Source organism: Collinsella aerofaciens (assembly GCF_018785265.1).
Classification (GTDB): Bacteria; Actinomycetota; Coriobacteriia; order Coriobacteriales; family Coriobacteriaceae; genus Collinsella; species Collinsella aerofaciens_AI.
In genome coordinates this window covers 69,873-93,757 of record NZ_WQPK01000045.1, presented here as the reverse complement: position 1 = coordinate 93,757, position 23,885 = coordinate 69,873, and the positions used below count along the sequence as shown (strand labels likewise).

Below are 23,885 nucleotides of genomic sequence, written 5' to 3'. Positions count from 1 at the left end.
AATCGTCCTTGTGCCGCACAGGTTTACGCGCTTACTTCGGCCGCGCTCTTAGAGGTTTCGGGCAAATCGGCTCCATCCCCCGCCGCCTGCCCCTTCGCCGGCACCACGCCAAAGCAGTAGCTCAGCGCCGCAGACACCGCAAATGCCACACCGCCGGCAGCGCAGCACCACAGCAGGTTCGAGATGCCGCCCGTGGCAAAGCCAATGACCATGAGGACATTCGTCATGCCGATGGTATAGGCCGTAACGTGCCCCACGGCCGCAACAAGGCCTCCGACGGCACCGCCAATGGCCATGCACGTCAGGCACCTGCCATATTTAAAGCCGCAACCGTACAGCGCCGGCTCGCTTACGCCGCCAAGAACACCCGAGATTGAATAGCCCAGCATGAGGGCCTTCTCGTCCTTATCCGCAACGCGGAGCGACGCGCCAAAGGGCATGCCCCAAACGGCGAACGTCGCCATCGTCGCGGCGATCAGGATGCACGAATCCGTTCCCACACTCATAAACTGCGCATAGGCGAGCGATAGGACAACGTTGCTGACGCCCGCGATCTTTAGGAACTCCCAGCCCGCGGCAAGCCCCATGAGCGTGAGCAGCGACACGATGCCACCGGAATTGCCAAGCATAAACATAAGCTGGCCCAACAGCATGCCCAGATAGCTGCCCGCCGGCGCCGTAATACACAGCGAAACCGGAACCATGACGAGCATGGTCGCAAACGGAACGAACGAAAACGCCACGGCCTTAGGGATAACGCGCCGAAAGAAACACTCCACTCGCCATAGCACGGGCACCGAGATGAGAACCGGAATAACAGTCGTCGTGTAATCGTTGACCGGCGCGGGAAGCAGACCATACACGGAAGTCATCGATGCCCCCGTCGTCGATGCGGCATCGACGAGCTTAAGCAGATCGGGCGCAATCAATACGCCGCCCAGCATCATGCCTAGCTGCTCCGAGCAACCGAGCTGGCGGGCGGCCGCCCAACCAAGATAAATGGGCAAAAAGTAGTAGCCGGCGTTATAGAGCCAACTGTAGAACAGGCGATAGATTTCGGAATCGGCAGACCACAGGCCCAGCATACCTTCGCCCATAATGACGGCAACGGTGCGGAACAACGCCGCGCAGACAATAAACGGCAGCGCCGACATCATGCTTTTGGACAGATAGTCCACCACGGCCATGGCGTTTGATGAGACCGTCGTCGTAAACGAGGTGTTAGAAACTTGTGGCATGGAACGCCTTTCCCAATGTGACATGCGGACTGTCCCTTTGTCACATCGTGCGGTACTGACCGATTGCGCGGTACTTTTCGTAGCGGAGGTTTGTGAGGGTCGCGTCGTCGAGCCGCCCAAGCGTATCGAAGGCATCAAATGCCGAGGACATGACGGCACCGGCGATCTCCTCATGCGACAGGCCCCTATCGTCAACGATGCCGTCGATGATGCCGAGCGCCAACAGATCGGGGGCCGTGAGCTTCAGCGCCTCGGCGGCCTCATTCGCGCGCTCGGTATCCTTCCACAGGATCGACGCACAGGCCTCGGGGCTCACGACCGAATAGGCCGAGCTCGAGAGCATCAGGATGCGGTCGGCCACGGACAGCGCCAACGCGCCACCAGAGCCGCCTTCGCCTGTCACCACCGAGACAATCGGCGTCTTAAGGCCGCTCATCTCCATGAGATTCTGGGCAATCGCCTCGCCCTGGCCGCGCTCCTCGGCACCGATGCCGCAAAACGCGCCCGAAGTATCGACCAGGCACAGAACCGGTCGACCAAACTTTTCGGCCTGGCGCATAAGGCGACGCGCTTTGCGGTAGCCCTCGGGATGCGCCATGCCAAAGTTGCGGCGCATACGCTCTTTGGTCGTGGTGCCGCGCTCGATGGCGATGACCGTCACGGGTCGCCCGTCTTTCCAGCCAATGCCAGCCACCACAGCGGCGTCGTCGCCAAAGTAACGGTCGCCGTGCAGCTCCACAAATCCATCCAGGCCCAGCGAGATCATCTCACCCGCCGTGGCGCGATCTGCCGAGCGGGTCTGCTTGACAATCTCGAGCGCGGTTTTTGGTGCCGTCGAGCGCTTGAACAAGTGTCCCAGCTTTTTGCCGCGGCGACCCGTATGCACGATCTCATGCGGTGCCCCCAGGCCGGGCGCATGCCCCTCGTGCAGCGCCAGCAGCTCGCCCACCGTGAGCGCAATCTCGCCGCGCGGAACAACGGCATCGCAAAAGCCGTGCTCCAGCAAAAACTCGGAGCGCTGGAATCCCTTGGGCAGGCGCTTGTGCATGTTCTGCTCGATCACGCGCGGGCCGGCAAATGCCGTCAGGGCATCGGGCTCGGCCAGGATAATGTCCCCCTCCATGGCAAAACTCGCGGTTACGCCTCCGGTCGTGGGGTCGGTGAGCACCGTAATATACAGGCCGCCCGCCTCGCTGTGGCGCCTAACCGCCGCAGAAATCTTGGCCATCTGCATAAGCGAGGTCACGCCCTCTTGCATGCGCGCACCGCCCGAAACGGTAAAGCCGACAACTGGCAATCCCAGCTCGGTCGCACGCTCAAATGCGCGACAGATCTTCTCGCCCACCACGGACCCCATCGAGCCCATCATAAAGTTGGCGTCCATAAAGAAGAGCGCGGTATCGCAACCGCAGATTTTGCCCCTGCCGCACGCAACGGCATCGCGCTCGCCTGAACGCTCGCTCACGCTCTTGAGCTTATCGGCATAGCCGGGAAACGAGAGGAAGTCCTCCGACGCCAGATTGGCATCCCATTCCTCAAACGTGCCCTCGTCGACCGTCATGCGCATGCGCGCGCGACCGCTCACGCGAAAGTGTTTGCCGCAACGAGGGCAGACCTCGAGGTTGTCGTGCAGGCGTGCCTCATCGATCACACGGCGGCACTCCGGGCACTTGATAAACACGTGGCGCGCGGGAAACTCGGCGCACGACTCGGTCATCGGTCCCTCGAGGACGTTGACCGTCTTCGCTTTTCTATTCATCAGCATAGAGATGCCCCATCAGATCGGTGTGATACATGCCCGACAAGAACTCGTCGTTTGCCAGCACGTCGAGCTGAAGCTCGCTGTTTTCGCTCACGCCCTCAATCACGAGCTCGCCTAGGGCCGAGCGCATCTTGCGAATGGCGCCGTCACGCGTGGGCGCACACACGATGAGCTTGCCGAGCATGGAGTCGTAGTACGGCGGAACTGTCGCACCGGTGAACATGGCCGAATCCCAGCGCACGCGCGGACCACCCGGTACACGCAACGCGGTGACCGTTCCGCATGACGGCAGAAAGTCCGGCGTTTCGGCATTGATGCGGCACTCCATGGCGTGGTTGCGGACCGGCATGTCCTCCTGCTCAAAGGGCAGAGGCTGGCCGGCTGCCACGCGCAGCTGCCACTTGACCAAGTCGGTATCGGTCACAAACTCCGTAACCGGATGCTCCACCTGCAAGCGCGTGTTCATTTCCATAAAGTAGAAATTGCCGTCGTCCGAATACAGGAACTCGATGGTACCGGCTCCTTCGTAGCCGACGGCACGAGCCAAGTCACGCGCTGCCTTGTGCATGCGAGCACGAATGTCGTCGTGTCCGTCGAGGCACGGCGCGGGGCTCTCCTCGATCAGCTTTTGGTTGCGACGCTGCACCGAGCACTCGCGCTCGCCGAGCGAAAACACATGGCCCTGCTTATCGGCCATAATCTGCACCTCAACGTGGTGCGCCGGCGCGACGAACTTCTCCATGTAGCACTCGCCGTCGCCAAAAACGGCCTCGCCCTCGGCACGTGCTTCAATAAAGGCCTTTGCCGCGTCTTCCACGCGCTCGACCTTGCGAATGCCGCGACCGCCGCCACCTGCACGCGCTTTGATGAGCACGGGGCAGCCGATGCGCTCGGCCTCGGCCGTCGCCTCCTCGGGACTTTTGAGCAAATCGCAGCCCGGCACGATGGGCACGCCCGCCGCGGCAGCCGTTCGACGTGCGGCATCCTTGTCGCCCATGCTGTCGATCACCTCGGCCGAAGGACCGACAAACGCCAGGCCATACTTGTCGCAGTCGCGCACGAAGCTCGCCTTCTCGGAGAAAAAGCCATAGCCGGGATGAATTGCCTTAGCTCCCGACTTTACGGCACAGGTGAGCACGGCATCGTCGTTGAGGTAGCTCTCGGCAAGACGCGGGCCACCGATGCAATACGCCTCGTCGGCAAGCTGCACGTGCAGCGCGTCCGCATCGGCCGTGGAGTAAACGGCGACGGTCTTGATGCCCATATCGCGGCACGCGCGGATAACACGGACCGCGACCTCGCCGCGGTTGGCGATGAGCACTTTGTCGAACATGAGCCTTCCTTAACTTTCGTGCATGAGTGCAAAAGACATATCGGCGCGGCAGCAAACCTCACCGTTGACGCTCGCGGTACCCGTCGCAAAGCGGAACGGCCCGCGCGCACGCGTGATAGAGCACACCAGGTCCACCGTGTCGCCCGGGCGCACCGGACGCTTAAAGCGCACCTTGTCCAGGCTCGTATAGAACGGTGTCGCACCGCGCGCTTCCTCATCGCCCATCAGCAGCACGCAGCAGTTCTGGGCGAGCATCTCGCACTGGATCACGCCGGGGACCACCGGGTTTCCCGGAAAATGCCCCTGCAAAAAGTACTCGTCGCCCGTAATCGTGATCTTGCCGTGGGCCTCGTCGCCCACCAGCTCGGCTTCGTCGAGCAAAAGCATCGGCTCGCGATGCGGTAACAGTTCTTTAAGCTCTTCTTTGTTCATGGATATCACCTATCCGATTCTCATGAGGCAGCTTCCAAACTCCACGAGGTCGCCATCGGCCACGCAAATCTCGAGCACCTCGCCATCCGCCTCTGCCGTCACCTCGTTGAGAACCTTCATGGCCTCGATGATGCAGAGAGTCTCGCCGGCTTTGACCTTGGAGCCCACGTGCACAAACGGTTCGTCGCCCGGCGCCGGGGCAGCATAGAAAACGCCGACCATGGGAGCAGTCACCTCGGTGCCCTTGGGCTCCGGTGCAGCGGCAGGCGCCTGCGCGACGGGCTCCGGTGCGGCGGCAGGCATGGCGACAGGGGCCACCGCCGGAGCAGTTACTGCACCCGGCATAGGCATGGGCACGGCAACCGGCTGTGCGGCGCTCGCGCGCTCGAGTTCGACCGCGGTGCCATCGGGCTCCTCAACGCGCACGCGCGTGAGGCCGCGGTCCTCCATCACATCGGCTATCTCGGCAAGTCTTTTGGAATCCATGCTCTAGCTCCTTGCATATCTACGCAGTGCGATGGCGGCATTGTGTCCACCAAAGCCCAGGTTGGTCGAAAGCGCCCAGGTGAGGTCGGCGCGAACCGCTCGATTAGGCGTGTAATCAAGATCGCAGGCGGGATCGGGCGTGCGGTAGTTAATGGTCGGGGGCACCACGCCTTGCTCGAGCGCCATGGCACAGGCCATGACCTCGATGGCACCCGTAGCACCGATCATGTGGCCGGTCATCGACTTAGTCGACGAGACGTGCGCGGCGCGCGCCGCGTCCTCGCCGAGCGCACGCTTAATGCCCGCCGTCTCGGACGAATCGTTGAGCTTGGTCGATGTGCCGTGAGCATTGATGTAGAGACCCTCGGAAGGCCTGACGTCGCCCTCGGTCACCGCCAGCGATATCGCGCGGGCAATACCGGCAGCCTCGGGATCAGGACTCGTGATGTGATAGGCATCATCGGTGTTGCCGTAGCCCACGACCTCGGCATAAATGTGCGCACCGCGCGCCTGCGCATGTTCCATGCTCTCGAGCACGAGCACGCAGGCGCCCTCGCCCATCACAAAGCCGTCGCGGTCTGCATCGAACGGACGGCAGGCCGTCGCGGGATCGGGGTTGGTGGTCAATGCACGGCAGGACGTAAAGCCCGCAACGGCATCGGGGATAATTGCAGCCTCGGCGCCGCCCGCGAGGATCGCGTCGGCATAGCCGTGCTTGATGGCGCGGAACGCCTCGCCCACCGCATGGGCCGAGGTTGCGCACGCGGTCACCACGGGCAGGGTCGGGCCCTTTGCCTTGTGGCGGATTGCGATATTGCCCGATGCCATGTTGGGGATCATCATCGCGATCATATAGGGCGATGCGCGGCGGGGCCCACGTTCGGCAATCGTATGGACGTTGTCGACGAGCGTCGTCATGCCGCCCACGCCCGAGCCCACGTAGACGCCCAGGCGCTCTCGATCGATGGCGCCTTCGACATCAAAGCCCGCATCGCGCATGGCCTCGTCCGAAGCCGCCATCGCAAACTGAACGCAGGGGTCCAGATGCTTTGCATCACGCTTGCCAAAGTACTCGTTGCCGTCAAAGCCCTTGACCTCGGCTGCCACCTTGACGGCAAACGCATCGGTATCGAAGTGCGTGATCGGGCCGATGCCGCACGTGCCGGCGCACATGGCCGCCCAGGTGGCAAGCGCGGTGTTGCCGAGCGGCGACACGGCACCGATACCGGTGATTGCAACTCTCTGTTCCATCATGGTCTCCTCATCCAAGCCGTTCTTCGGCCCTGGTTTCTACATCGCCATTCCGCCGTCGACGCGTATGACTTCGCCCGTAATGTAGGCAGCCGCATCGCTCACTAAAAATCGCACCACACCGGCCACCTCTTCGGGCTGCGCCATACGCTTAAGGGGAATCTGCTCCTCGGTTACCGTACGCACCTTCTCCGGGAGCTTTGCCGTCATATCTGTCTCGACAAACCCGGGGGCGACCGCGTTCACTCGTACACCGCGGGGCGCAAGCTCGCGCGCCACCGCCTTGGTCAGGCCGATCACGCCCGCCTTGGAGGCAGCGTAGTTAGCTTGCCCGGCATTGCCCATCAGGCCCACGACCGAGCTCATGTTGACGACGCAGCCGCCGCGCTGGCGCATAAAGGTCTTGGTGAGCGCGCGCGTCGTGTTAAACGTTCCCTTGAGATTGACATCGAGTACGCGATCGAAGGCGTCATCGCCCATGCGCATGAGCAGGCCATCGCGGGTGATGCCAGCGTTGTTGACGAGCGCCCAAATGGAGCCAAAGTCGTTGAGGACCGCTTCCACGCACGCGTTGACGGCAGCGGGGTCGGCCACGTCGCATTGATATGCGCGTGCCGCGGCACCAGCCGCCTCGCAGGCTTCGCACGTCTCGCGCGCCGCATCGACGCTGCCGGCATAGACGACGGCGATATCAAAGCCGTCCTCCGCCAGACCGACAGCGCAGGCGCGGCCGATACCACGCGAGCCGCCCGTGACCAGTGCCACGCGACGTGAGTCGTTGCGCTCGAGCGTGCCGTTGTTCAAGTTGCCCATGTCATTCCTTTCGGGTTACAGCCCTGTGGACTATGCGAGCTCGTCGGCAATAGCTGCGACCTGCTCGGCCGTCTCGCACGAATACACGCGAACGTCGCTCAGCGTACGCTTGACCAGGCCGGACAGCGTTTTGCCGGGGCCGACCTCAATAAATGTGTCGATGCCTTGATCCTGCAGAGCATGCAGCGTATCGACCCAGCGTACGGCATGGCTCACCTGATTGGCCAAGACATCCGATGCCGTCTGGGGATCCGCCGGATAGGGCGCCGCTGTCATATTTGCCAAAACAGGAATGAGCAACGGGGACGGCGCGTGACCGGCCTCAATATATGCGGCAAGGCCACAGGTCGCCTCGGCCATATAGGGGCTATGAAATGCACCCGACACCGCGACCTTCATGGCGCGGCCGCCAGCCTCTTTTACTAGGACGTCGAGCTCCTGCAGCGCCTCGGGCGCTCCGGCCACAACCGTCTGCTGTGGGCTGTTGTAGTTGACTGGCCAGCAGTCCTCACCGGCCTGTTTTGCCAGGCCCTCGACTTGCGCCGCATCGAGCTTGATGACGGCGCGCATGCCGCCCGGATGGCGCTCGGCAGCCGCGGCCATCAGCGCCGCGCGCTCGCACACGAGCTCAAAGCCCGCTCGCGTATCGAACGCCCCCGCAAAGGTGAGCGCGGCGACCTCGCCCAGCGAGAATCCCGCACAGGCGGCAGGTACCACGCCGCGCTCACGCAGGGCGGCAGCCGCTGCCAGGTCGTGCACGAACACGCAAGGCTGCGTGTTCTCGGTCTGCGAGAGCTCCTCCTTGGAGGCGCTCCGGCATTGCTCGCTGGTCCCCGGGCGCACCTCGTCTGCAATGGCGAACACCTCGGCGGCCGCCGGCGATGTCTCGATCAAGTCGACGCCCATCGCGGGGTGCTGGGCACCCTGGCCGGCAAACAAAAACGCTACGCCACCCATGCGCACGCACCCTTCAGGACGTGCTCGGCGCCATCGACCAGGTCGTCAACGATTTCGCGTGCGCTCTGGCGCTCGTTGACCATGCCGGCAATCTGTCCACACAAAAACGAGCCCTCTTCGTAGTTGCCGTCCTTGGCGGCCTTACGCAGCGCACCGGTTCCCATAGCACCGAGCTCCTCGGCACTCGCGCCGGAACCCTCGCTCTTGGCATAGGCGTTGGTGAAGGGGCTCTTGAGGGCGCGCACCGGATGTCCCGTCGAGCGACCGGTCGCACGCGTCGAAGTGTCGTTGGCCTTCAGGACCATCTCCTTGTACTGCTCCGAGACGGTACACTCATCGGCAACGAGAAAACGCGTGCCCACTTGGACGCCAGCGGCGCCAAGCATAAAGGCGGCCGCCACCCCGCGGCCATCCGCGATACCGCCGGCGGCCACGACGGGAATGTCGACCGCATCGACGACCTGCGGCACCAGTGCCATCGTCGAGGTCTCGCCAATATGGCCGCCCGATTCGGTACCCTCGGCAACAACCGCCGTGGCTCCACGACGTGCCACGAGGCGCGCCAGCGCCACCGAGGCAACGACCGGGATGACCTTGATGCCCGCCTCGTTCCACGCCTTCATGTACTTGGCGGGATTGCCGGCGCCCGTCACGACGACCGGCACTCGCTCGTCAATCACGACCTGTGCAACCTCGTCGGCAAACGGGCTCATGAGCATGACGTTCACGCCAAAGGGCTTATCCGTCCTGGCGCGCAGCTCGTGAATCTGGTCGCGCAGCCAGTTGGCGTCGGCGTTCATGGCCGCGATAATCCCCAAGCCGCCCGCCTCGGATACTGCGGACGCCAATGAGGCGTCGGCAATCCAGGCCATACCGCCCTGGAACACGGGCTTTTCGATGCCGAGCAGATCGCAGAGAGGAGTCTTGAGCATCTCTACTTCTCCAATGCCGCCTCGACCGTATCGGCGAACTCGCCGACCGTCTTGGGGTTCTCCTCGGTATCGAGCTGAATGCCAAACTCGTCCTCGACGGCGACGAGGATCTCGACGGTACCCAGACTGTCGAGACCAATCTCCTCGAGCGTGGACTCGGGCTTCATCTCGACATCGTCAAGACCGGCGGTCTCGCGGATTACGTCGCAAACGCGCTCGAAGGTCTTCTGATCTGCCATGGTAGTTCTCCTTTGGTTGTGCCCTAGGGCGTTTTTATTTCCTATGTGCGACTACTTCCAACGAAGCAGATAGCCACCTATATCCAGACCGGCGCCAAATCCAACCAAGGCGATGGTGTCGCCCGTGTGAAGTGCACCGGCGTTTGCCAGCCGGTCGAGGGCAAGCGGAATGCATGCGCTCGAAATGTTGCCGGTCTCGCGCAACGTGCGAACCACGCGCTCTTCCGGCACGCCCAGGCGCTTGACCGCCTGGCTCAGGATTCGTTCGTTAGCCTGATGGAATACAAAATGATCGATGTCTTCGACCAAAATGCCCGCATCGATCGCAAGCTTATGGACCGTGTCGCAGATGGCGTTGACGCCGAACTTGAACACGCGGCGGCCATTCATGAACAGCACGCTCACGCTATCTGCGGAAGCCTTAAACGGCGAGGTACCGACCAGACCGGGAACGCACAACGTCTCGACGTCGGGCGCCGTCGAAAGCTCAACGGCAAGGGGGTTGTCTCCCCCAGCTTCAATCACTGCGGCGCCTGCCCCATCGCCAAAAAGCACGCAGGTGGCACGGTCGGTCCAGTCGAGCGCGCGCGTCATCTGCTCGGCAGCAACAACAAGCACGCGCTCGGCACGGCTGCGGGCGATATAGCCCTCGGCGACATCGAGCGCAAATACGAAGCCGGCACAAGCCGCCGAGACATCGAAGGCAGGGCACGTCGCGCCCAGTCGCTCAGCAACGGCACACGCCTCAGCGGGAACAAGGTGGTCACCCGTCGTCGTCGAGCAGACGATCAGATCCAGCTGGCTCGCGTCGATTCCGGACACCTGGAGTGCCCGCTCGCTCGCCGCTACGGCAAGGTCGTCAAGTGACTCGGTGGTGCAGACGTGGCGGCTCTTGATACCTGTGCGAGTAAAAATCCACTCATCCGAGGTATCGAGGAACTCAGACAGCTCGTCATTGGAAACGCTGCGCTCAGGAAGCGCCGAGCCTGTTCCAAGAATCGTGAAACCCATCACTAACCTCCTTTGAGTTGTTGACGTGTTTACATCGACCAAGAGAGGATAACGCATTTCAGTCTTTGTTGACGTGTTAACATTAAATTGTCCAAATGCGACAAAGGCTTCACATTGTGTCTATCTCTCGACACCATTGCGCGATTGCCTTATTTACTTAGGAGGTAGCAGCTGTTATGGATTCTCGTTTAACGATAGTCGACGTAACCGGATCGACCAACGATGACCTGCTCGAAGCAGGAAAACAGGGAGCGCCGCACGGCACAGGACTTGCCGCCCGCGCGCAAACGGCAGGACGCGGCCGGCGCGGCCACAAGTGGGATTCATCCGCCGGCAACCTATTGCTTTCGATTGTCCTGCGTCCATGCGTTAATCCCGCAAAGTACTCTGGTCTTGCCGCCGTCAGCGGCCTAGCGGTGCTCGAAGCACTCGAAAAGCAGGGTCTTGCAAACGAGATTGGCCTCAAATGGCCCAACGACCTGGTCGCGCGAGAACGCAAGCTCGGCGGCATTCTGGTCGAGGCCGCACGCGATAACGAAGGCAAACCTTTCGCCGTCTGCGGCATTGGCGTCAATGTGAACTATGTGCCCCAAGAGGTGCCCGATGGCGGCCTGCCGGCAATCGGTCTCTCGGACCTTAACGAAAACGTTCCTGCCGTCGACATGCTCCTCGATGAGGTCTATCACGCAGTCGTGAACGCTGTAGATGCGTGGGCAGAACGCCTCAACGCCATGGAAGAAGACGCCGGACCGCTCGCGCCCGTCCGCGATGACTATGTCGGTCACCTCAATTGGATCGGGGAGCACGTTATCGCCCGCTCCCCCGCTGGAGACGAGCTGGCACGAGGCATATTTAGAACGGTCGACGATTGCGGCCGCGCATGCATTGAGACCGAGAGCGGCTTGTGCGTCTTCCACTTCGAAGAAGCATCCTTGCGCCCCCTGAGCGAATAGGGCGCCGCAGCCGTCGGCTCGGCAGACGAATTCGCTATCCCAAAATCTAAACTCAAAACAAAAGGGCCCCGCTACCGTAACGGCAGCGGGGCCCTTTAAGCTATGAGCGATATCGCTTAAAGCTTGATGTCGATGTCGACGCCAGCGGGGAGGTCGAGACGCATGAGCGAATCAACGGTGCCCGAGGTGGGGTCGAGGATGTCGATGAGGCGCTTGTGAGTGCGCATCTCGAACTGCTCACGGGAGTCCTTGTTCACGTGCGGCGAGCGGATAACCGTGTACAGGTTGCGCTCGGTGGGCAGGGGGACAGGACCGGAAACGCGAGCGCCGGTCTTCTGAGCGGTCTCGACGATGAGCTTCGCGGACTGATCGACGACCTCGTGATCATAGCCCTTGAGGCGAATGCGGATCTTCTGGGTAGCCAACTTAAACCTCCAAAGAGTGCGAGAGATGTTCTCGCGGATTACGTAACAGGGAGCTCGAACTTAGGCGTTCTTGCTCATGACCTCGTCCACGATGGACTTGGGCGCGGGCTCATAAGAGTCGAACTGCATCGTGTAGGATGCACGGCCCTGGGTCTGGGAGCGAAGGTCGGTAGCGTAACCGAACATCTCGCCCAGCGGCACCTTGGCACGGATGAGCTTGCTGTTCTTGCGATCCTCCATGCCCTCGATCTTGCCGCGGCGACCGGAGAGGTTGCCCATAACGTCGCCCATGTACTGCTCGGGGGTCTCGACCTCGACAGCCATGATCGGCTCGAGCAGCTGCGGATCGGACTTCTTGAGGGCGTCCTTGATAGCCATGGAACCGGCGATCTTGAAGGCGGCCTCGGAGGAGTCGACCTCGTGGTAAGAACCGTCGAACAGGGTGACCTTAACGTCGAGGACCGGGAAGCCGGCGATAACACCAGTGTTCAGGGCCTCCTGGATGCCCTTGTCGATGGACGGGATGTACTCCTTGGGCACGACGCCGCCGACGATAGCGTTGACGAACTCGTAGCCGAAGCCCTCCTCCATCTTCTCGAGCTTGATGACGGCGTGGCCGTACTGACCGCGACCGCCGGACTGACGGACGAACTTGCCCTCAGCCTTCTCGACGTCGTGACCAGCGGTCTCGCGGTAGGCAACCTGGGGCTTACCGACGTTAGCGTCAACCTTGAACTCGCGGAGCAGACGGTCGACGATGATCTCGAGGTGCAGCTCGCCCATGCCGGCGATGATGGTCTGGCCGGTCTCGTGGTTGGTGGACACCTGGAAGGTCGGGTCCTCCTCGGCGAGCTTGGTCAGAGCCAGGGACATCTTGTCCTGCTCGGCCTTGGTCTTGGGTTCGATGGCAACGTCAATAACGGGCTTAGCGAACTCGATCTTCTCGAGGACGATCTCCTTGCCCTCGGCGCACAGGGTGTCACCGGTGGTGGAGTTCTTGAAGCCGACGCAAGCGACGATGTCGCCGGCGGCAGCGTCGTCACGGTCGATACGCTCGGCGGCGTTCATCTCGAGGATGCGGCCGAGGCGCTCGCGCTGACCGTTGGAAGCGTTGACCACGTAAGAGCCGGACTCGGCACGGCCGGAGTAAACGCGGACATAGGTGAGCTTACCGACGAACGGGTCGGTCATGATCTTGAAGACCAGGCCGGAGAAGGGCTCGTCGAAGGAAGGATGACGCTGGATCTCCTCGCCGGTATCCGGATCGGTACCGGTGACGGCCTCAACGTCGAGCGGGCTGGGCAGGTAGTCGACGACAGCGTCGAGCAGCTCCTGGACGCCCTTGTTCTTGTAGGCGGAGCCCACGAAGACGAGGTTGAGCTCGTTGGCCAGAACGCCCTTGCGCAGAGCAGCCTTGAGCTCCTCGACGGTGAAGTCCTCCTCCATGAGGATCTTCTCCATGAGCTCGTCGTCAAAGCTGGCAGCAGCGTCGAGGAGCTCCTCGCGCTTGGTGGCAGCGATGTCAGCGAACTCAGCCGGGATCTCGTCCATCGGCTCGGGGTAGGTCATACCCTTCTCGTCGGCCTTGAAGTCCCATGCAGTCATGGTAACGAGGTCGATGACGCCCCAGAAGTTGTCCTCGGCGCCCATCGGGACCTGAGCGGCCACGGCGTTAGCGTCGAGACGATCCTTCATGGTCTCGATAGCGTTGAAGAAGTCAGCGCCCACGCGGTCATACTTGTTGATGAAGGCGATACGGGGGACGTTGAAGGTAGAAGCCTGACGCCAAACGGTCTCAGACTGGGGCTGAACGCCGGCAACGGCGTCGAAGACGGCGACAGCGCCATCGAGGACGCGCAGGCAGCGCTCGACCTCGGCGGTGAAGTCAACGTGGCCCGGGGTGTCGATGATCTGGATGCGGTAGTCCTTACCGTCCTTGTTCCAGAAGCAGGTGGTGGCAGCGGAGGTAATGGTTACGCCGCGCTCCTGCTCCTGAACCATCCAGTCCATGGTGGCAGCGCCCTCATGGACCTCACCGATCTTGTGGGTCTTACCGGTGTAGTAAAGAATACGCTCGGTCGTGGTGGTCTTACCGGCATCGATGTGGGCCATGATGCCGATGTTACGGGTATCGGAAAGCTTGTACTTAGGCTTAGCCATGTTAGTTCCTTACCTTAACTTACCAACGATAGTGAGAGAACGCGCGGTTGGCCTCGGCCATCTTGAAGACGTCCTCACGCTTCTTGACGGAAGCGCCCAGGCCGTTGGAAGCGTCGAGGATCTCGTTGGCGAGACGCTCGGCCATGGTCTTCTCCTTGCGAGCGCGGGAGAAGTTGACGATCCAGCGGATACCCAGAGCGGTGGAACGACGGGAGTTGACCTCCATCGGGACCTGATAGGTAGCGCCACCGACACGCTTGGGCTTAACCTCGAGCGTGGGCTTGACGTTGTCCATGGCCTTCTTGAAGGTAGCGAGAGCGTCGCCACCCTCGGACTTCTCGGCAACGATCTCGAAAGCGGTGTAAACGATGCGCTCAGCGGTGGCCTTCTTGCCGTCAAGAAGGACCTTGTTGATGAGCTGAGTCACCAGGCGGTTGTTGTAAACGGCGTCAGGCTGAACCTCACGACGATTAGCTGCTGCACGACGCGGCATGTGAAATCTCCTTAAGTGTCTACCGTGCGGCGCTTAGGCGGCACACGGCGAAAGTATCAAAACGTTATCTGGCTTATTTGGCCTTGGGGCGCTTAGCACCGTACTTGGAACGGGCCTGCATACGGTTCTGGACCGGAGCAGCGTCGTAGGCGCCACGGATGACGTGATAACGGACACCAGGGAGGTCACGGACACGACCGCCGCGGACGAGCACGATGGAGTGCTCCTGCAGGTTGTGGCCCTCACCCGGGATGTAAGCAGTAACTTCGATGCCGTTGACGAGGCGAACACGGGCAACCTTACGAAGAGCCGAGTTCGGCTTCTTGGGGCTCGTGGTGAAGACGCGGGTGCACACGCCGCGCTTCTGGGAGTTGTGCTGCAGAGCAGCGTTCTTGGACTTCTTGGGCACGGAACGACGGCCCTGGCGAACCAGCTGGTTAATAGTAGGCAAAGCGTACTCCTTCTCGAATGATTCCAGCTTTCTGTAAAGTGCAACGGCTTGAATCGAGGGGTCAGCATCCCCCTACGAAACACGCAGTTCGATAGGATACGTGCCGTTAGCTGTGCCGTCAACAGACCACGCCGCCGGGCGTATCCCAAAATGAGCACATTTCCGCAAAGCCTACACAAAAGGAATCCCCTTGTGTGCGCTGGGGTGGATTCCCGGGCCGGGCGGCACAGGGGTTAAGTTTGCTGCTCTACAGTCCTGGCTCGCACGGAGGCCACATTAAGTGGCCTCCGGCTCGTGCGGAACTCGCGACAAACTTAAACAGCGGGCGGCCCGGTCCGGGAATCCGACGCGCTCGTCGGGGCAACGCCACCTGCCAAATAGGGACAGGTTTATTTTGGTCGGTTTTATCTGGGGAAACGTCGCACTCCAGCGATGATCTGCTCTCATCTGTCGCATGGAAATCGGCGGCGTTTTCGGAAGTATGCGGCAAATTCTGGACCTGCCGAGCACACCGGGGTTTTGCGACAACAAACCCGCAGGTAGAACACTTGAGCATATGCAATGTGGTCGGACTATCGGGATTTTGCCGCATACTTCCGAATCACAACTCAAAATGATCCATTTTCCTCCGTCCCCAACAGATCATTGTGAAACGCAACAGGTTGAGCATACGCAAGCGAGCGGCCCCCAGAGCGTACAAGGTGGCATGAAAAAGGCAGGGCATTGACCTTTTGGTCATGCCCTGCCTTTTGAATGACAGATTGTAGCTCTGGGGGCCGCGCAGCGACGGAGGTCGCCGCCGTTCGTTAGAACGGCGGAACTAGTTACTCCTCGTCGTTGTCCTTGGCCTCTTCGGCGTCATCGGTGTCCACGAGCTGGTTGAGCAGCTCGTCGAGAGAAGCCATGTCCTCGTTGATCGCGCCGTTGGCGGGAGCCTTCTTGTCGTCGATCGGGGCGCCCAGGAGCTCCTCGTCGGCGTCGGCGTGATGCGTCGGAGCGGAGGTACCCAGCAGGATATCGTCCGGACCATCGGGGCTAAAGACCATCTGCAGCAGCTGCGAGAGGTCTTCCTCGTCGGCAACGTCGTCGTTGTTCTCGAGGATGTAGAGCAGGTCGTGGGCCTCCAGGCCGTCACGGAGCTCCTCGATCGCCTTGGCACCGATACCATCGATGCGCAGCAGATCCTCCTCGGACTTGCCGACCAGGTCGCCGACCGTCTCGATGCCGACCTCGCTGAACTTGTTGGTCCAGCGCTGCGACACGCCCAGGTCGTCGAACAGGTACAGGCGAGCCTTCTCGGCGGAGATGGTGTGGCCGTTGCGGGTGAACGAACCGTCAGCACCACCGAACTCGTCGTAGCCGGCCCAGTCGAGCTGCTGCGGGAGCTGCTCGTCCAGGTCCTTGAGCTCAACCGGAGCCCACTCGGGCAGCGACTTGGCGTTGGGCGAAGCCGGGCCGTCGATGTCGACATAGCCGTCGGCCGTGCGATACGTCAGCTTGGCGTTGGCGTACGGCTTGAGGCCGGTACCGGCCGGGATCTTCTTACCGACGATAACGTTGGACTTAAGGTCGAGCAGGTGGTCGACCTTACCCTCGATGGCAGCCTCGGTAAGGACGCCGGCGGTACGGATGAACGAAGCGCTCGACAGCCAGGAGTCGATGTTGGACGCGACCTTGAGCGTACCCAGGATGACGGGCTCAGCCACGGGAGCCTGACCGCCCAGGCGGGCAACGCGCTCGACCTCGTCGGCGAACTCGTAGCGGTCGACGTACTGACCAAGCAGGTACTTGGAATCGCCGGGGTTGGTGATCTGAACGCGACGCAGCATCTGACGTGCGAGCACCTCGATGTGCTTGTCGTTCAGGTCGACGCCCTGGCTTGTGTAGACGTCCTTGACGCTCTCGACGAAGGTGTGCATCGTCGACTCGATGTCGGTCAGCTTGCGCAGGTTGCGGAAGTTGACGAAGCCCTTGGTGATCTGATCGCCGGCGCGAACCTCGCAGCCGTCCTCGATCTCGGGCATAAAGCGCACCGAAGCGGGGACGCGACGCTCGTCGAGGACACGGGTGTGGTCCTCGGAGTCGGTGAGCGTCAGCACGTACTCGGACTTCTCGGGCTTAATCGAGAGGTGGCCGGAGTACGGAGCCAGCTCGGCCTCGCGACCCAGGATCTTCTCGTTGACGTTGCCGACGATATCGAACATACGGCTGACCGTAGGCAGACCCTGCGTAATATCGTCGACGCCAGCGACGCCGCCGGAGTGAATGGTACGCATCGTAAGCTGCGTACCGGGCTCGCCGATGGACTGGGCGGCAATAATGCCGACCGCGGTACCGATGGCGACCGGACGACGGGTGGAAAGATCCCAGCCGTAGCACTTCTGGCACACGCCGTACTTGGAACGGCAGGTGAGCAGCGCGCGAAGCTTGACCTTCTTGAGGCCCGCATCGACCATCTTCTGGATGTCGGCGACCTTCTCGATGTAGCCGTCCTGCTCAAAGAGCACGGTGCCATCGGGAGCCACGACGTCCTCAATGAAGCAACGGCCGACGAGGTCGGTGTTGAGGTCGGTGGTGCCGGGGATGATGAGGTTGTAGGTGACGCCCTCGTGCGTACCGCAGTCCTCCTCGCGGACGATGACGTCCTGGGCCACGTCGACCAGACGACGGGTCAGGTAACCAGAGTCCGAGGTGTGGGATGCGGTATCGACCAGGCCCTTACGGGCGCCGTAGGTCGAAATGAAGTACTCGAGCGGCAGCAGGCCCTCGCGGAAGTTCGCCTTAATGGGAAGGTCGATCGTCTCGCCGGACATGTCTGCCATCAGGCCACGCATGCCGCCGAGCTGACGCAGCTGGGTCTTAGAACCACGGGCGCCGGAGTCGGCCATCATGTAGAGCGGGTTCTCCTCGTCGAACAAGTCGAGCATGAGCGCTGCAACCTTATCGGTACAAGCGGTCCACTCGTTAACGACTTCGATGTGGCGCTCCGTCTCGTTGATGAAGCCCTCCTCGAAGTACTCGTTGATCTGGTCGACGTTGGCCTGGGCGCGATCGAGCAGCTCCTGCTTCTCGGCAGGGATGAGAGCGTCCCACACCGAGATGGTGAGGCCGGCGCGGGTAGCGTAGTGGAAGCCGGAGTACTTGATGGCGTCGAGGATCGGGCCGACCTTGGCCTCGGGGTAACGATCGCAGCAGTCGGCAACCAGCTTGGCCACGTCGCCCTTGACCATCTTGTAGTTCATGAACTCGTAGTCTTCGGGCAGGCACTGGCGGTTGAAGATGATGCGGCCGATAGAGGTCTCGAAGCGCGCGGTCTTGTTGCCGGTGACGTCGTAGTCGACGAACTCGTTCTTGCCGTTCTTGACGCGGAAGATACGGGTGCCGTCCTCGTTGATGACGTTGGCATCGGCAGCGGACACGCGGACCTGGATCTTGGCCTGCATGTCGACCTCGGAGCGGCAGTCATAGGCGTGCAGCGCGTCGTCGAAGCTGGCGAACACGTGGTTCTCGCCGGGCAGGCCGTCGCGGACCTGGGTGAGGTAGTACACACCGATGATCATGTCCTGCGAAGGGATGTTAACCGGCTTGCCGGATGCCGGCGAGCGCAGGTTGTTCGCAGAGAGCATGAGCACGCGAGCCTCGGCCTGAGCCTGGCTGGACAGCGGCACGTGGACAGACATCTGGTCGCCGTCGAAGTCGGCGTTGAAGGGCGAGCAGACCAGCGGGTGCAGGTGGATAGCCTTGCCCTCGACCAGCACCGGCTCAAAGGCCTGGATGGACAGACGGTGCAGGGTCGGTGCACGGTTGAGCAGCACGACGCGGCCGTCGATGACCTCTTCGAGGATATCCCACACAAAGGTGGCACCGCGGTCGATAGCGCGCTTGGCGCCCTTGATGTTCTCGACCTTGCCGAGCTCGACCAGACGCTTCATGACGAAGGGCTTGAAGAGCTCCAGCGCCATGGTCTTGGGCAGACCGCACTGGTGCAGCAGCAGCTTGGGGTCGGTAACGATTACCGAACGGCCGGAGTAGTCGACACGCTTGCCCAGCAGGTTCTGACGGAAACGACCCTGCTTGCCCTTGAGAGCCTCGGCGAGCGACTTGAGCGGGCGACCGCCACGGCCAGAGACCGGGCGACCACGACGGCCGTTGTCGAACAGGGCGTCCACGGACTCCTGGAGCATGCGCTTCTCGTTGTTCACGATGATCGCAGGGGCGTCCAGGTCGAGCAGGCGCTTGAGTCGGTTGTTACGGTTGATCACGCGACGATACAGGTCGTTGAGGTCGGACGCGGCGAAGCGGCCGCCGTCGAGCTGGACCATCGGGCGCAGATCGGGCGGAATGACCGGGATGACATCCAGGATCATGTTCGCGGGGCTGTTGCCGCCCTTCAGGAAGGCGTCAACGACCTCGAGGCGCTTGACGGCCTTCTCGCGCTTCTGCTTCTGGGAGTCCTCGTCGGCGATGATGGCCTTGAGCTTCTCGGCCTCGGAGGGGAGGTCGATGGCGGCGAGCAGGTCGCGGACGGCCTCGGCACCCATACCACCCTTGAAGTACATGGAGTAGTAACGGGTCATCTCGCGGAACAGCGGCTCATCGGAGATGAGGTCGCGCTCGGTGAGCTTCATGAAGGCGTTGAAGGCGTCCGTGCGGAGCTGCTTCTCGTCCTTGCACTCTTCCTCGATGTCGACGATGCCAGAGGCGATCTCCTCGGGGGTCAGCGGCTCCTCGTCGGAGAACTCGTCAAAGTTCTCGGGGTTGCCCTGCTCCTTGAGGGACTCGATCTGGCGGGCGCACTCGGCATCGATCTCCTCCAGATCGGCGGCGAGCTCCTCGCGCAGGTCGTCAGCGTCGGCCTCGCGAGCCTCGTAGTCGACCTCGGTGATGATGTAGCTGGCAAAGTACAGAACCTTCTCGAGGTCCTTGGACTTGATGTCGAGCATACGGCTCATCGGGAAGCTCGTGGGGCTCTTGAAGTACCAGATGTGGGACACGGGAGCGGCGAGCTCGATGTGGCCCATGCGGTCGCGACGCACCTTGGCCGAGGTGACCTCGACGCCGCAGCGCTCGCAAACGATGCCCTTAAAGCGGATGCCCTTGTACTTGCCGCAGGAGCACTCCCAGTCCTTGGCGGGACCGAAAATCTTCTCGCAGAACAGGCCGTCCTTCTCGGGCTTGAGGGTACGGTAATTGATGGTCTCCGGCTTCTTGACCTCACCGTGCGACCAGGAACGGATCTGGTCGGCGGAGGCAAGGGAGATCTTTACCGAGTCAAAATCAGTAGCTTCGAAATCTGCCACAGTCAACTACTCCTTATCAGTGGTCGTGGCGGCGACAGCCTCGGGTGCCTCGGCGGTCTCGGCATCCTGGGCCTCGACGTCGGCGTCAACGCCGGCGAGCGCAGCCAGGTCGTCGAGAGCAGAGGTCTCCTCGGCGGTCACAGGGGCGGAGGCGTCCTCGTCGGCATCGTGCATGGGCTCGATGTCCAGCGCGAGGGAACGGATCTCCTTGACGAGAACCTTGAAGGACTCGGGGATACCCGGAACCGGAACGTTCTCGCCCTTGACGATGGACTCGTAAGTCTTGACGCGGCCCACGGTATCGTCGGACTTGACGGTCAGGATCTCCTGCAGGACGTTGGAAGCACCGTATGCGTACAGTGCCCAAACTTCCATCTCGCCGAAGCGCTGGCCGCCGAACTGGGCCTTGCCGCCCAGAGGCTGCTGGGTAACCAGGCTGTAAGGGCCAGTCGAACGGGCGTGGATCTTGTCGTCGACCATGTGGCCGAGCTTGAGGATGTAGGACGTACCCACGGTAATGGGCTCGCGGAACTCCTCGCCGGTGCGGCCGTCGAACAGACGGGTCTTGCCGCGCTCGTCAAGCTGGGTGACGAACTCGGGACGCATGTGATCGCCAAAGGCAGCGGTGGCCTTGTTGAGCATGTTCTTGTTGGCACGACGAATGACCTCGGCGATCTCGTCCTCCTTGGCGCCGTCGAAGACAGGCGTGGCGGTGAAGAACGGACCGGGGACGTACTTGTCGGAGTCGGCCTGCTCGGTATCCCAACCGCAGGCAGCAGCCCAGCCAAGGTGGCACTCGAGCAGCTGGCCGACGTTCATACGCGAAGGAACGCCCAGCGGGTTGAGGATAACGTCGATCGGGGTACCGTCAGCCATGTAGGGCATGTCCTCGACCGGCAGAACGTTACAGATAACACCCTTGTTGCCGTGGCGGCCGGCGATCTTATCGCCCTGCTGGATCTTACGACGCTGGGCGACGTAGACGCGCACCTGCTCGTTGACGCCGGGGGCCAGATCGTCGCCGTTCTCGCGGCTAAAGCGGACGACGTCGATGACGCGGCCGTAAGCGCCGTGAGGCATCTTAAGGGAGGTGTCGCGAACGTCGTGGGCCTTGGCACCGAAGATGGCGCGCAGCAGGCGCTCCTCGGCGGTCAGAGCGCTCTCGCCCTTAGGCGTGACCTTGCCGACCAGGATGTCGCCAGGGCCGACCTCGGCGCCGATGCGAATAATGCCGTCCTCGTCGAGGTTGGCAAGCATATCCTCAGAGAGGTTCGGGATCTCGCGGGTGATCTCCTCGGGGCCGAGCTTGGTGTCGCGGGCATCGATCTCGTGACGGGTGATGTTGATGGTCGTCAGCAGGTCCTCGGCCACCAGGCGCTCGGACACGACGATACCGTCCTCGTAGTTGAAGCCTTCCCACGGCATGTATGCCACGGTGAGGTTCTGACCCAGTGCGAGCTCGCCATGATCGGTCGAAGGACCGTCGGCCAGGGGCTCGCCCTGCTCAACGGTGTCACCGACGCGCACGAGCGGACGGTGGTTGATGCAGGTGGACTGGTTGGAGCGCTGGTACTTGGCCAGGTGATACTCGTCCATGCCGCCGGCATGCTTGACGATGATCTTGGCGGCGTCGGCAAAGATGACCTCGCCGGCGTTCTTGGCCAGGGTGACCTCGCCGGAGTCCAGAGCGGCGCGACGCTCCATGCCGGTACCGACATAGGGAGCGGCGGGGTGAACCAGCGGCACGGCCTGACGCTGCATGTTGGCGCCCATGAGCGTACGCTTAGCGTCGTCGTGCTCAAGGAACGGAATCAGCGTGGCTGCGACGGAGAGCATCTGACGCGGCGAGACGTCCATGTAGTCGACGTCCTCGACAGGCACGTCGGCGGGAGCGCCGAAGGAGCCGTCGAAGTCGCGGGTACGGGCGATCACGGTGTGCGGACGGACGATCTTGCCCTCGGCATCGGTCGTGATGAACTCGTTGGTCTTGGGATCGAGCGGCGTGTTGGCCGGCGCGATGACGTGCTTCTCTTCCTCGTCAGCGGTCATCCAGTCGATCTGGTCGGTGGCAACGCCGTTCTCGACGCGACGGAACGGAGCCTCGATGAAGCCGTACTCGTTGACGCGGGCGTAGAGAGCGAGCGAGCCGATCAGGCCGATGTTGGGGCCTTCGGGGGTCTCGATCGGGCACATGCGGCTGTAGTGCGAGTTGTGAACGTCGCGGACGGCCGTCGGCACGTTGGTGCGGCGGCTGGAGCCGGACTTGTGGCCGGCAAGACCGCCAGGGCCGAGTGCGGACAGACGGCGCTTGTGGGTCAGACCGGTCAGGGGGTTCGCCTGGTCCATGAACTGCGAGAGCTGCGAGGAACCGAAGAACTCCTTGATGGAGGCCACGATCGGACGGATGTTGATGAGCGACTGCGGGGTAATCTCGTCGATGTCCTGGGAGCTCATGCGCTCACGGACGACGCGCTCCATACGGCTCATGCCGATACGGAACTGGTTGGCGACGAGCTCGCCGACGGTGCGGATGCGGCGGTTGCCGAAGTGGTCGATGTCGTCGACCTTGAAGCCCTGCTCGCCGGCAGCGAGGGACAGGAGGTAGCGCAGCGTCGCGACGATATCCTCGTCGGTGAGCACCGTGACCTCTTCCTCGGTGGTGAGGTTGAGCTTCTTGTTGACCTTGTAACGACCGACGCGGGCCAGATCGTAGCGCTGCGGGTTGAAGAGCAGGCCCTCGAGCAGGCTGCGGGAAGCGTCCACGGTGGGGGGCTCGCCCGGGCGCAGGCGACGGTAGATCTCGATGAGGGCGTCCTCGCGGGTGAGGGCGGTGTCGCGCTCCAGGGTGCGCTTGATCACATCGGAGTTGCCGAGCAGCTCGATGATGTCGTCGTTGGTGACGGCGATGCCAAGGGCGCGCAGGAACATCGTGGCGCTCTGCTTGCGCTTACGGTCGATGGAGACCATGAGCTGGTCGCGCTTGTCGACCTCAAACTCAAGCCAGGCACCGCGGGACGGGATGATCTGGGCCTTGTAGATCTGCTTGCCCGAATCCATCTCGGAGCTGTAGTACACGCCCGGGGAGCGGACGAGCTGCGAGACGACGATACGCTCGGTACCGTTGATGATGAAGGTGCCCTGATCAGTCATCATGGGGAAGTCGCCCATGAAGACGAGCTGCTCCTTGATCTCGCCGGTCTCCTTGTTGGTGAGACGGACGTCGGTCAGAAGCGGGGCCTGATAGGTCATGTCCTTCTCGCGGCACTCCTCAACGGTGTGCGCGGGGTCGCCGAACTGATGCTCGCCGAAGGTAACCTCGAGAACATGGTTCTGGCTCTGGATGGGGCTGGATTCCTTGAACGCCTCACGAAGGCCCTCGTCCTTAAAACGCTCAAAGGATTCCCTTTGAACAGAGATAAGGTTGGGGAGCTCCATGGCCTCCGGGATTTTCCCGAAGCTGACGCGCTTGCGCTCAGTGGCAGTGTATGCGTAGGTCACCAGGTTTTTCCTCCTTCACGGAAATGCTCGGTGGGTTGGCGAGGCATAGCTTCGCCAGTTATCGCAACCTAATAGTTTATCAGGTACCGACCGTTGGGCAAGAAAAGCCTTGACGCGATTGAGTTTTTGGAGTAGCAAAGTTTTTCGACAG

The 23,885-nt window shown here is 62.1% G+C and carries 18 protein-coding genes; 1 reads left to right on the top strand and 17 read right to left on the bottom strand.

Features of this window, described 5'->3' with window-relative positions:
- Positions 1–23 precede the first annotated feature (23 nt).
- From GPK42_RS07825 to GPK42_RS07775, 11 genes are read right to left on the bottom strand one after another with little or no spacing between them, the layout of a single operon-like run.
- Positions 24–1,238, bottom strand: a complete 1,215-nt coding sequence (locus GPK42_RS07825; RefSeq protein ID WP_215694710.1) for a PTS sugar transporter subunit IIC — start codon at positions 1,236–1,238, stop codon at positions 24–26.
- Between the two features lie 40 nt (positions 1,239–1,278).
- Positions 1,279–3,003 (bottom strand): acetyl-CoA carboxylase, carboxyltransferase subunit beta, encoded by a 1,725-nt coding sequence (gene accD / locus GPK42_RS07820; RefSeq protein ID WP_252200213.1) that lies wholly within the window; start codon positions 3,001–3,003, stop codon positions 1,279–1,281.
- Entirely contained in the window at positions 2,990–4,333 is a 1,344-nt protein-coding gene (locus GPK42_RS07815) for an acetyl-CoA carboxylase biotin carboxylase subunit (protein ID WP_117765058.1), read from the bottom strand. Before GPK42_RS07815 ends, accD begins: the two co-directional genes overlap by 14 nt.
- Before the next feature lie 9 nt (positions 4,334–4,342).
- Complete coding sequence (gene fabZ / locus GPK42_RS07810) at positions 4,343–4,765, bottom strand: 3-hydroxyacyl-ACP dehydratase FabZ (RefSeq protein WP_006235025.1); 423 nt, start codon at positions 4,763–4,765, stop codon at positions 4,343–4,345.
- Positions 4,766–4,774: 9 nt separating this feature from the next.
- On the bottom strand, positions 4,775–5,251 hold the full coding sequence (accB, locus tag GPK42_RS07805) for an acetyl-CoA carboxylase biotin carboxyl carrier protein (protein WP_215694709.1): 477 nt from the start codon (positions 5,249–5,251) through the stop codon (positions 4,775–4,777).
- Positions 5,252–5,254: 3 nt separating this feature from the next.
- Positions 5,255–6,502 (bottom strand): beta-ketoacyl-ACP synthase II, encoded by a 1,248-nt coding sequence (gene fabF, locus GPK42_RS07800; RefSeq protein ID WP_215694708.1) that lies wholly within the window; start codon positions 6,500–6,502, stop codon positions 5,255–5,257.
- Positions 6,503–6,541: 39 nt separating this feature from the next.
- Positions 6,542–7,315: a 3-oxoacyl-[acyl-carrier-protein] reductase gene (gene fabG, locus GPK42_RS07795; protein WP_215694707.1), complete on the bottom strand. Its 774-nt coding sequence runs from the start codon at positions 7,313–7,315 to the stop codon at positions 6,542–6,544.
- 30 nt (positions 7,316–7,345) lie between these two features.
- Positions 7,346–8,272 (bottom strand): ACP S-malonyltransferase, encoded by a 927-nt coding sequence (locus tag GPK42_RS07790; protein ID WP_138113093.1) that lies wholly within the window; start codon positions 8,270–8,272, stop codon positions 7,346–7,348.
- Positions 8,260–9,204, bottom strand: coding sequence for an enoyl-[acyl-carrier-protein] reductase FabK (gene fabK, locus GPK42_RS07785; RefSeq protein WP_215694706.1), 945 nt, complete (start codon positions 9,202–9,204; stop codon positions 8,260–8,262). The genes GPK42_RS07790 and fabK overlap by 13 nt, the downstream gene beginning before the upstream one ends.
- A 2-nt stretch (positions 9,205–9,206) precedes the next feature.
- On the bottom strand, positions 9,207–9,443 hold the full coding sequence (locus tag GPK42_RS07780) for an acyl carrier protein (RefSeq protein ID WP_006235019.1): 237 nt from the start codon (positions 9,441–9,443) through the stop codon (positions 9,207–9,209).
- A 51-nt stretch (positions 9,444–9,494) separates the two neighbouring features.
- Complete coding sequence (locus GPK42_RS07775) at positions 9,495–10,454, bottom strand: 3-oxoacyl-ACP synthase III family protein (protein WP_215694704.1); 960 nt, start codon at positions 10,452–10,454, stop codon at positions 9,495–9,497.
- A gap of 176 nt (positions 10,455–10,630) precedes the next feature.
- On the opposite strand from GPK42_RS07775, the gene GPK42_RS07770 reads away from it, so the two are divergent.
- Positions 10,631–11,407, top strand: a complete 777-nt coding sequence (locus tag GPK42_RS07770; RefSeq protein ID WP_215694702.1) for a biotin--[acetyl-CoA-carboxylase] ligase — start codon at positions 10,631–10,633, stop codon at positions 11,405–11,407.
- A 116-nt stretch (positions 11,408–11,523) separates the two neighbouring features.
- On the opposite strand, the gene rpsJ is transcribed toward GPK42_RS07770, so the two are convergent.
- The 6 genes from rpsJ to rpoB all read right to left on the bottom strand — a co-directional run bounded on the left by rpsJ (position 11,524) and on the right by rpoB (position 23,734).
- Entirely contained in the window at positions 11,524–11,832 is a 309-nt protein-coding gene (gene rpsJ / locus GPK42_RS07765) for a 30S ribosomal protein S10 (RefSeq protein ID WP_022094184.1), read from the bottom strand.
- Positions 11,833–11,892: 60 nt separating this feature from the next.
- Positions 11,893–13,992, bottom strand: a complete 2,100-nt coding sequence (gene fusA / locus GPK42_RS07760; RefSeq protein ID WP_022094183.1) for an elongation factor G — start codon at positions 13,990–13,992, stop codon at positions 11,893–11,895.
- A 19-nt stretch (positions 13,993–14,011) separates the two neighbouring features.
- Positions 14,012–14,485, bottom strand: coding sequence for a 30S ribosomal protein S7 (gene rpsG, locus GPK42_RS07755; protein WP_006235013.1), 474 nt, complete (start codon positions 14,483–14,485; stop codon positions 14,012–14,014).
- Between the two features lie 73 nt (positions 14,486–14,558).
- A complete protein-coding gene (gene rpsL / locus GPK42_RS07750) occupies positions 14,559–14,936 on the bottom strand; it encodes a 30S ribosomal protein S12 (protein ID WP_006235012.1) in 378 nt (125 codons plus the stop codon).
- A gap of 824 nt (positions 14,937–15,760) precedes the next feature.
- Entirely contained in the window at positions 15,761–20,236 is a 4,476-nt protein-coding gene (locus GPK42_RS07745; RefSeq protein WP_215694700.1) for a DNA-directed RNA polymerase subunit beta', read from the bottom strand.
- Between the two features lie 6 nt (positions 20,237–20,242).
- On the bottom strand, positions 20,243–23,734 hold the full coding sequence (gene rpoB / locus GPK42_RS07740) for a DNA-directed RNA polymerase subunit beta (protein WP_199408647.1): 3,492 nt from the start codon (positions 23,732–23,734) through the stop codon (positions 20,243–20,245).
- Positions 23,735–23,885: the final 151 nt, after the last annotated feature.

Excerpts from the sequence above, each read along its gene's own strand:
- GPK42_RS07825 (WP_215694710.1), bottom strand. The coding sequence starts at position 1,238 with ATGCCACAAGTTTCTAACACCTCGTTTACGACGACGGTCTCATCAAAC.
- accD (WP_252200213.1), bottom strand. The coding sequence starts at position 3,003 with ATGCTGATGAATAGAAAAGCGAAGACGGTCAACGTCCTCGAGGGACCG.
- GPK42_RS07815 (WP_117765058.1), bottom strand. The coding sequence starts at position 4,333 with ATGTTCGACAAAGTGCTCATCGCCAACCGCGGCGAGGTCGCGGTCCGT.
- fabZ (WP_006235025.1), bottom strand. The coding sequence starts at position 4,765 with ATGAACAAAGAAGAGCTTAAAGAACTGTTACCGCATCGCGAGCCGATG.
- accB (WP_215694709.1), bottom strand. The coding sequence starts at position 5,251 with ATGGATTCCAAAAGACTTGCCGAGATAGCCGATGTGATGGAGGACCGC.
- fabF (WP_215694708.1), bottom strand. The coding sequence starts at position 6,502 with ATGGAACAGAGAGTTGCAATCACCGGTATCGGTGCCGTGTCGCCGCTC.
- fabG (WP_215694707.1), bottom strand. The coding sequence starts at position 7,315 with ATGGGCAACTTGAACAACGGCACGCTCGAGCGCAACGACTCACGTCGC.
- GPK42_RS07790 (WP_138113093.1), bottom strand. The coding sequence starts at position 8,272 with ATGGGTGGCGTAGCGTTTTTGTTTGCCGGCCAGGGTGCCCAGCACCCC.
- fabK (WP_215694706.1), bottom strand. The coding sequence starts at position 9,204 with ATGCTCAAGACTCCTCTCTGCGATCTGCTCGGCATCGAAAAGCCCGTG.
- GPK42_RS07780 (WP_006235019.1), bottom strand. The coding sequence starts at position 9,443 with ATGGCAGATCAGAAGACCTTCGAGCGCGTTTGCGACGTAATCCGCGAG.
- GPK42_RS07775 (WP_215694704.1), bottom strand. The coding sequence starts at position 10,454 with ATGGGTTTCACGATTCTTGGAACAGGCTCGGCGCTTCCTGAGCGCAGC.
- GPK42_RS07770 (WP_215694702.1), top strand. The coding sequence starts at position 10,631 with ATGGATTCTCGTTTAACGATAGTCGACGTAACCGGATCGACCAACGAT.
- fusA (WP_022094183.1), bottom strand. The coding sequence starts at position 13,992 with ATGGCTAAGCCTAAGTACAAGCTTTCCGATACCCGTAACATCGGCATC.
- rpsG (WP_006235013.1), bottom strand. The coding sequence starts at position 14,485 with ATGCCGCGTCGTGCAGCAGCTAATCGTCGTGAGGTTCAGCCTGACGCC.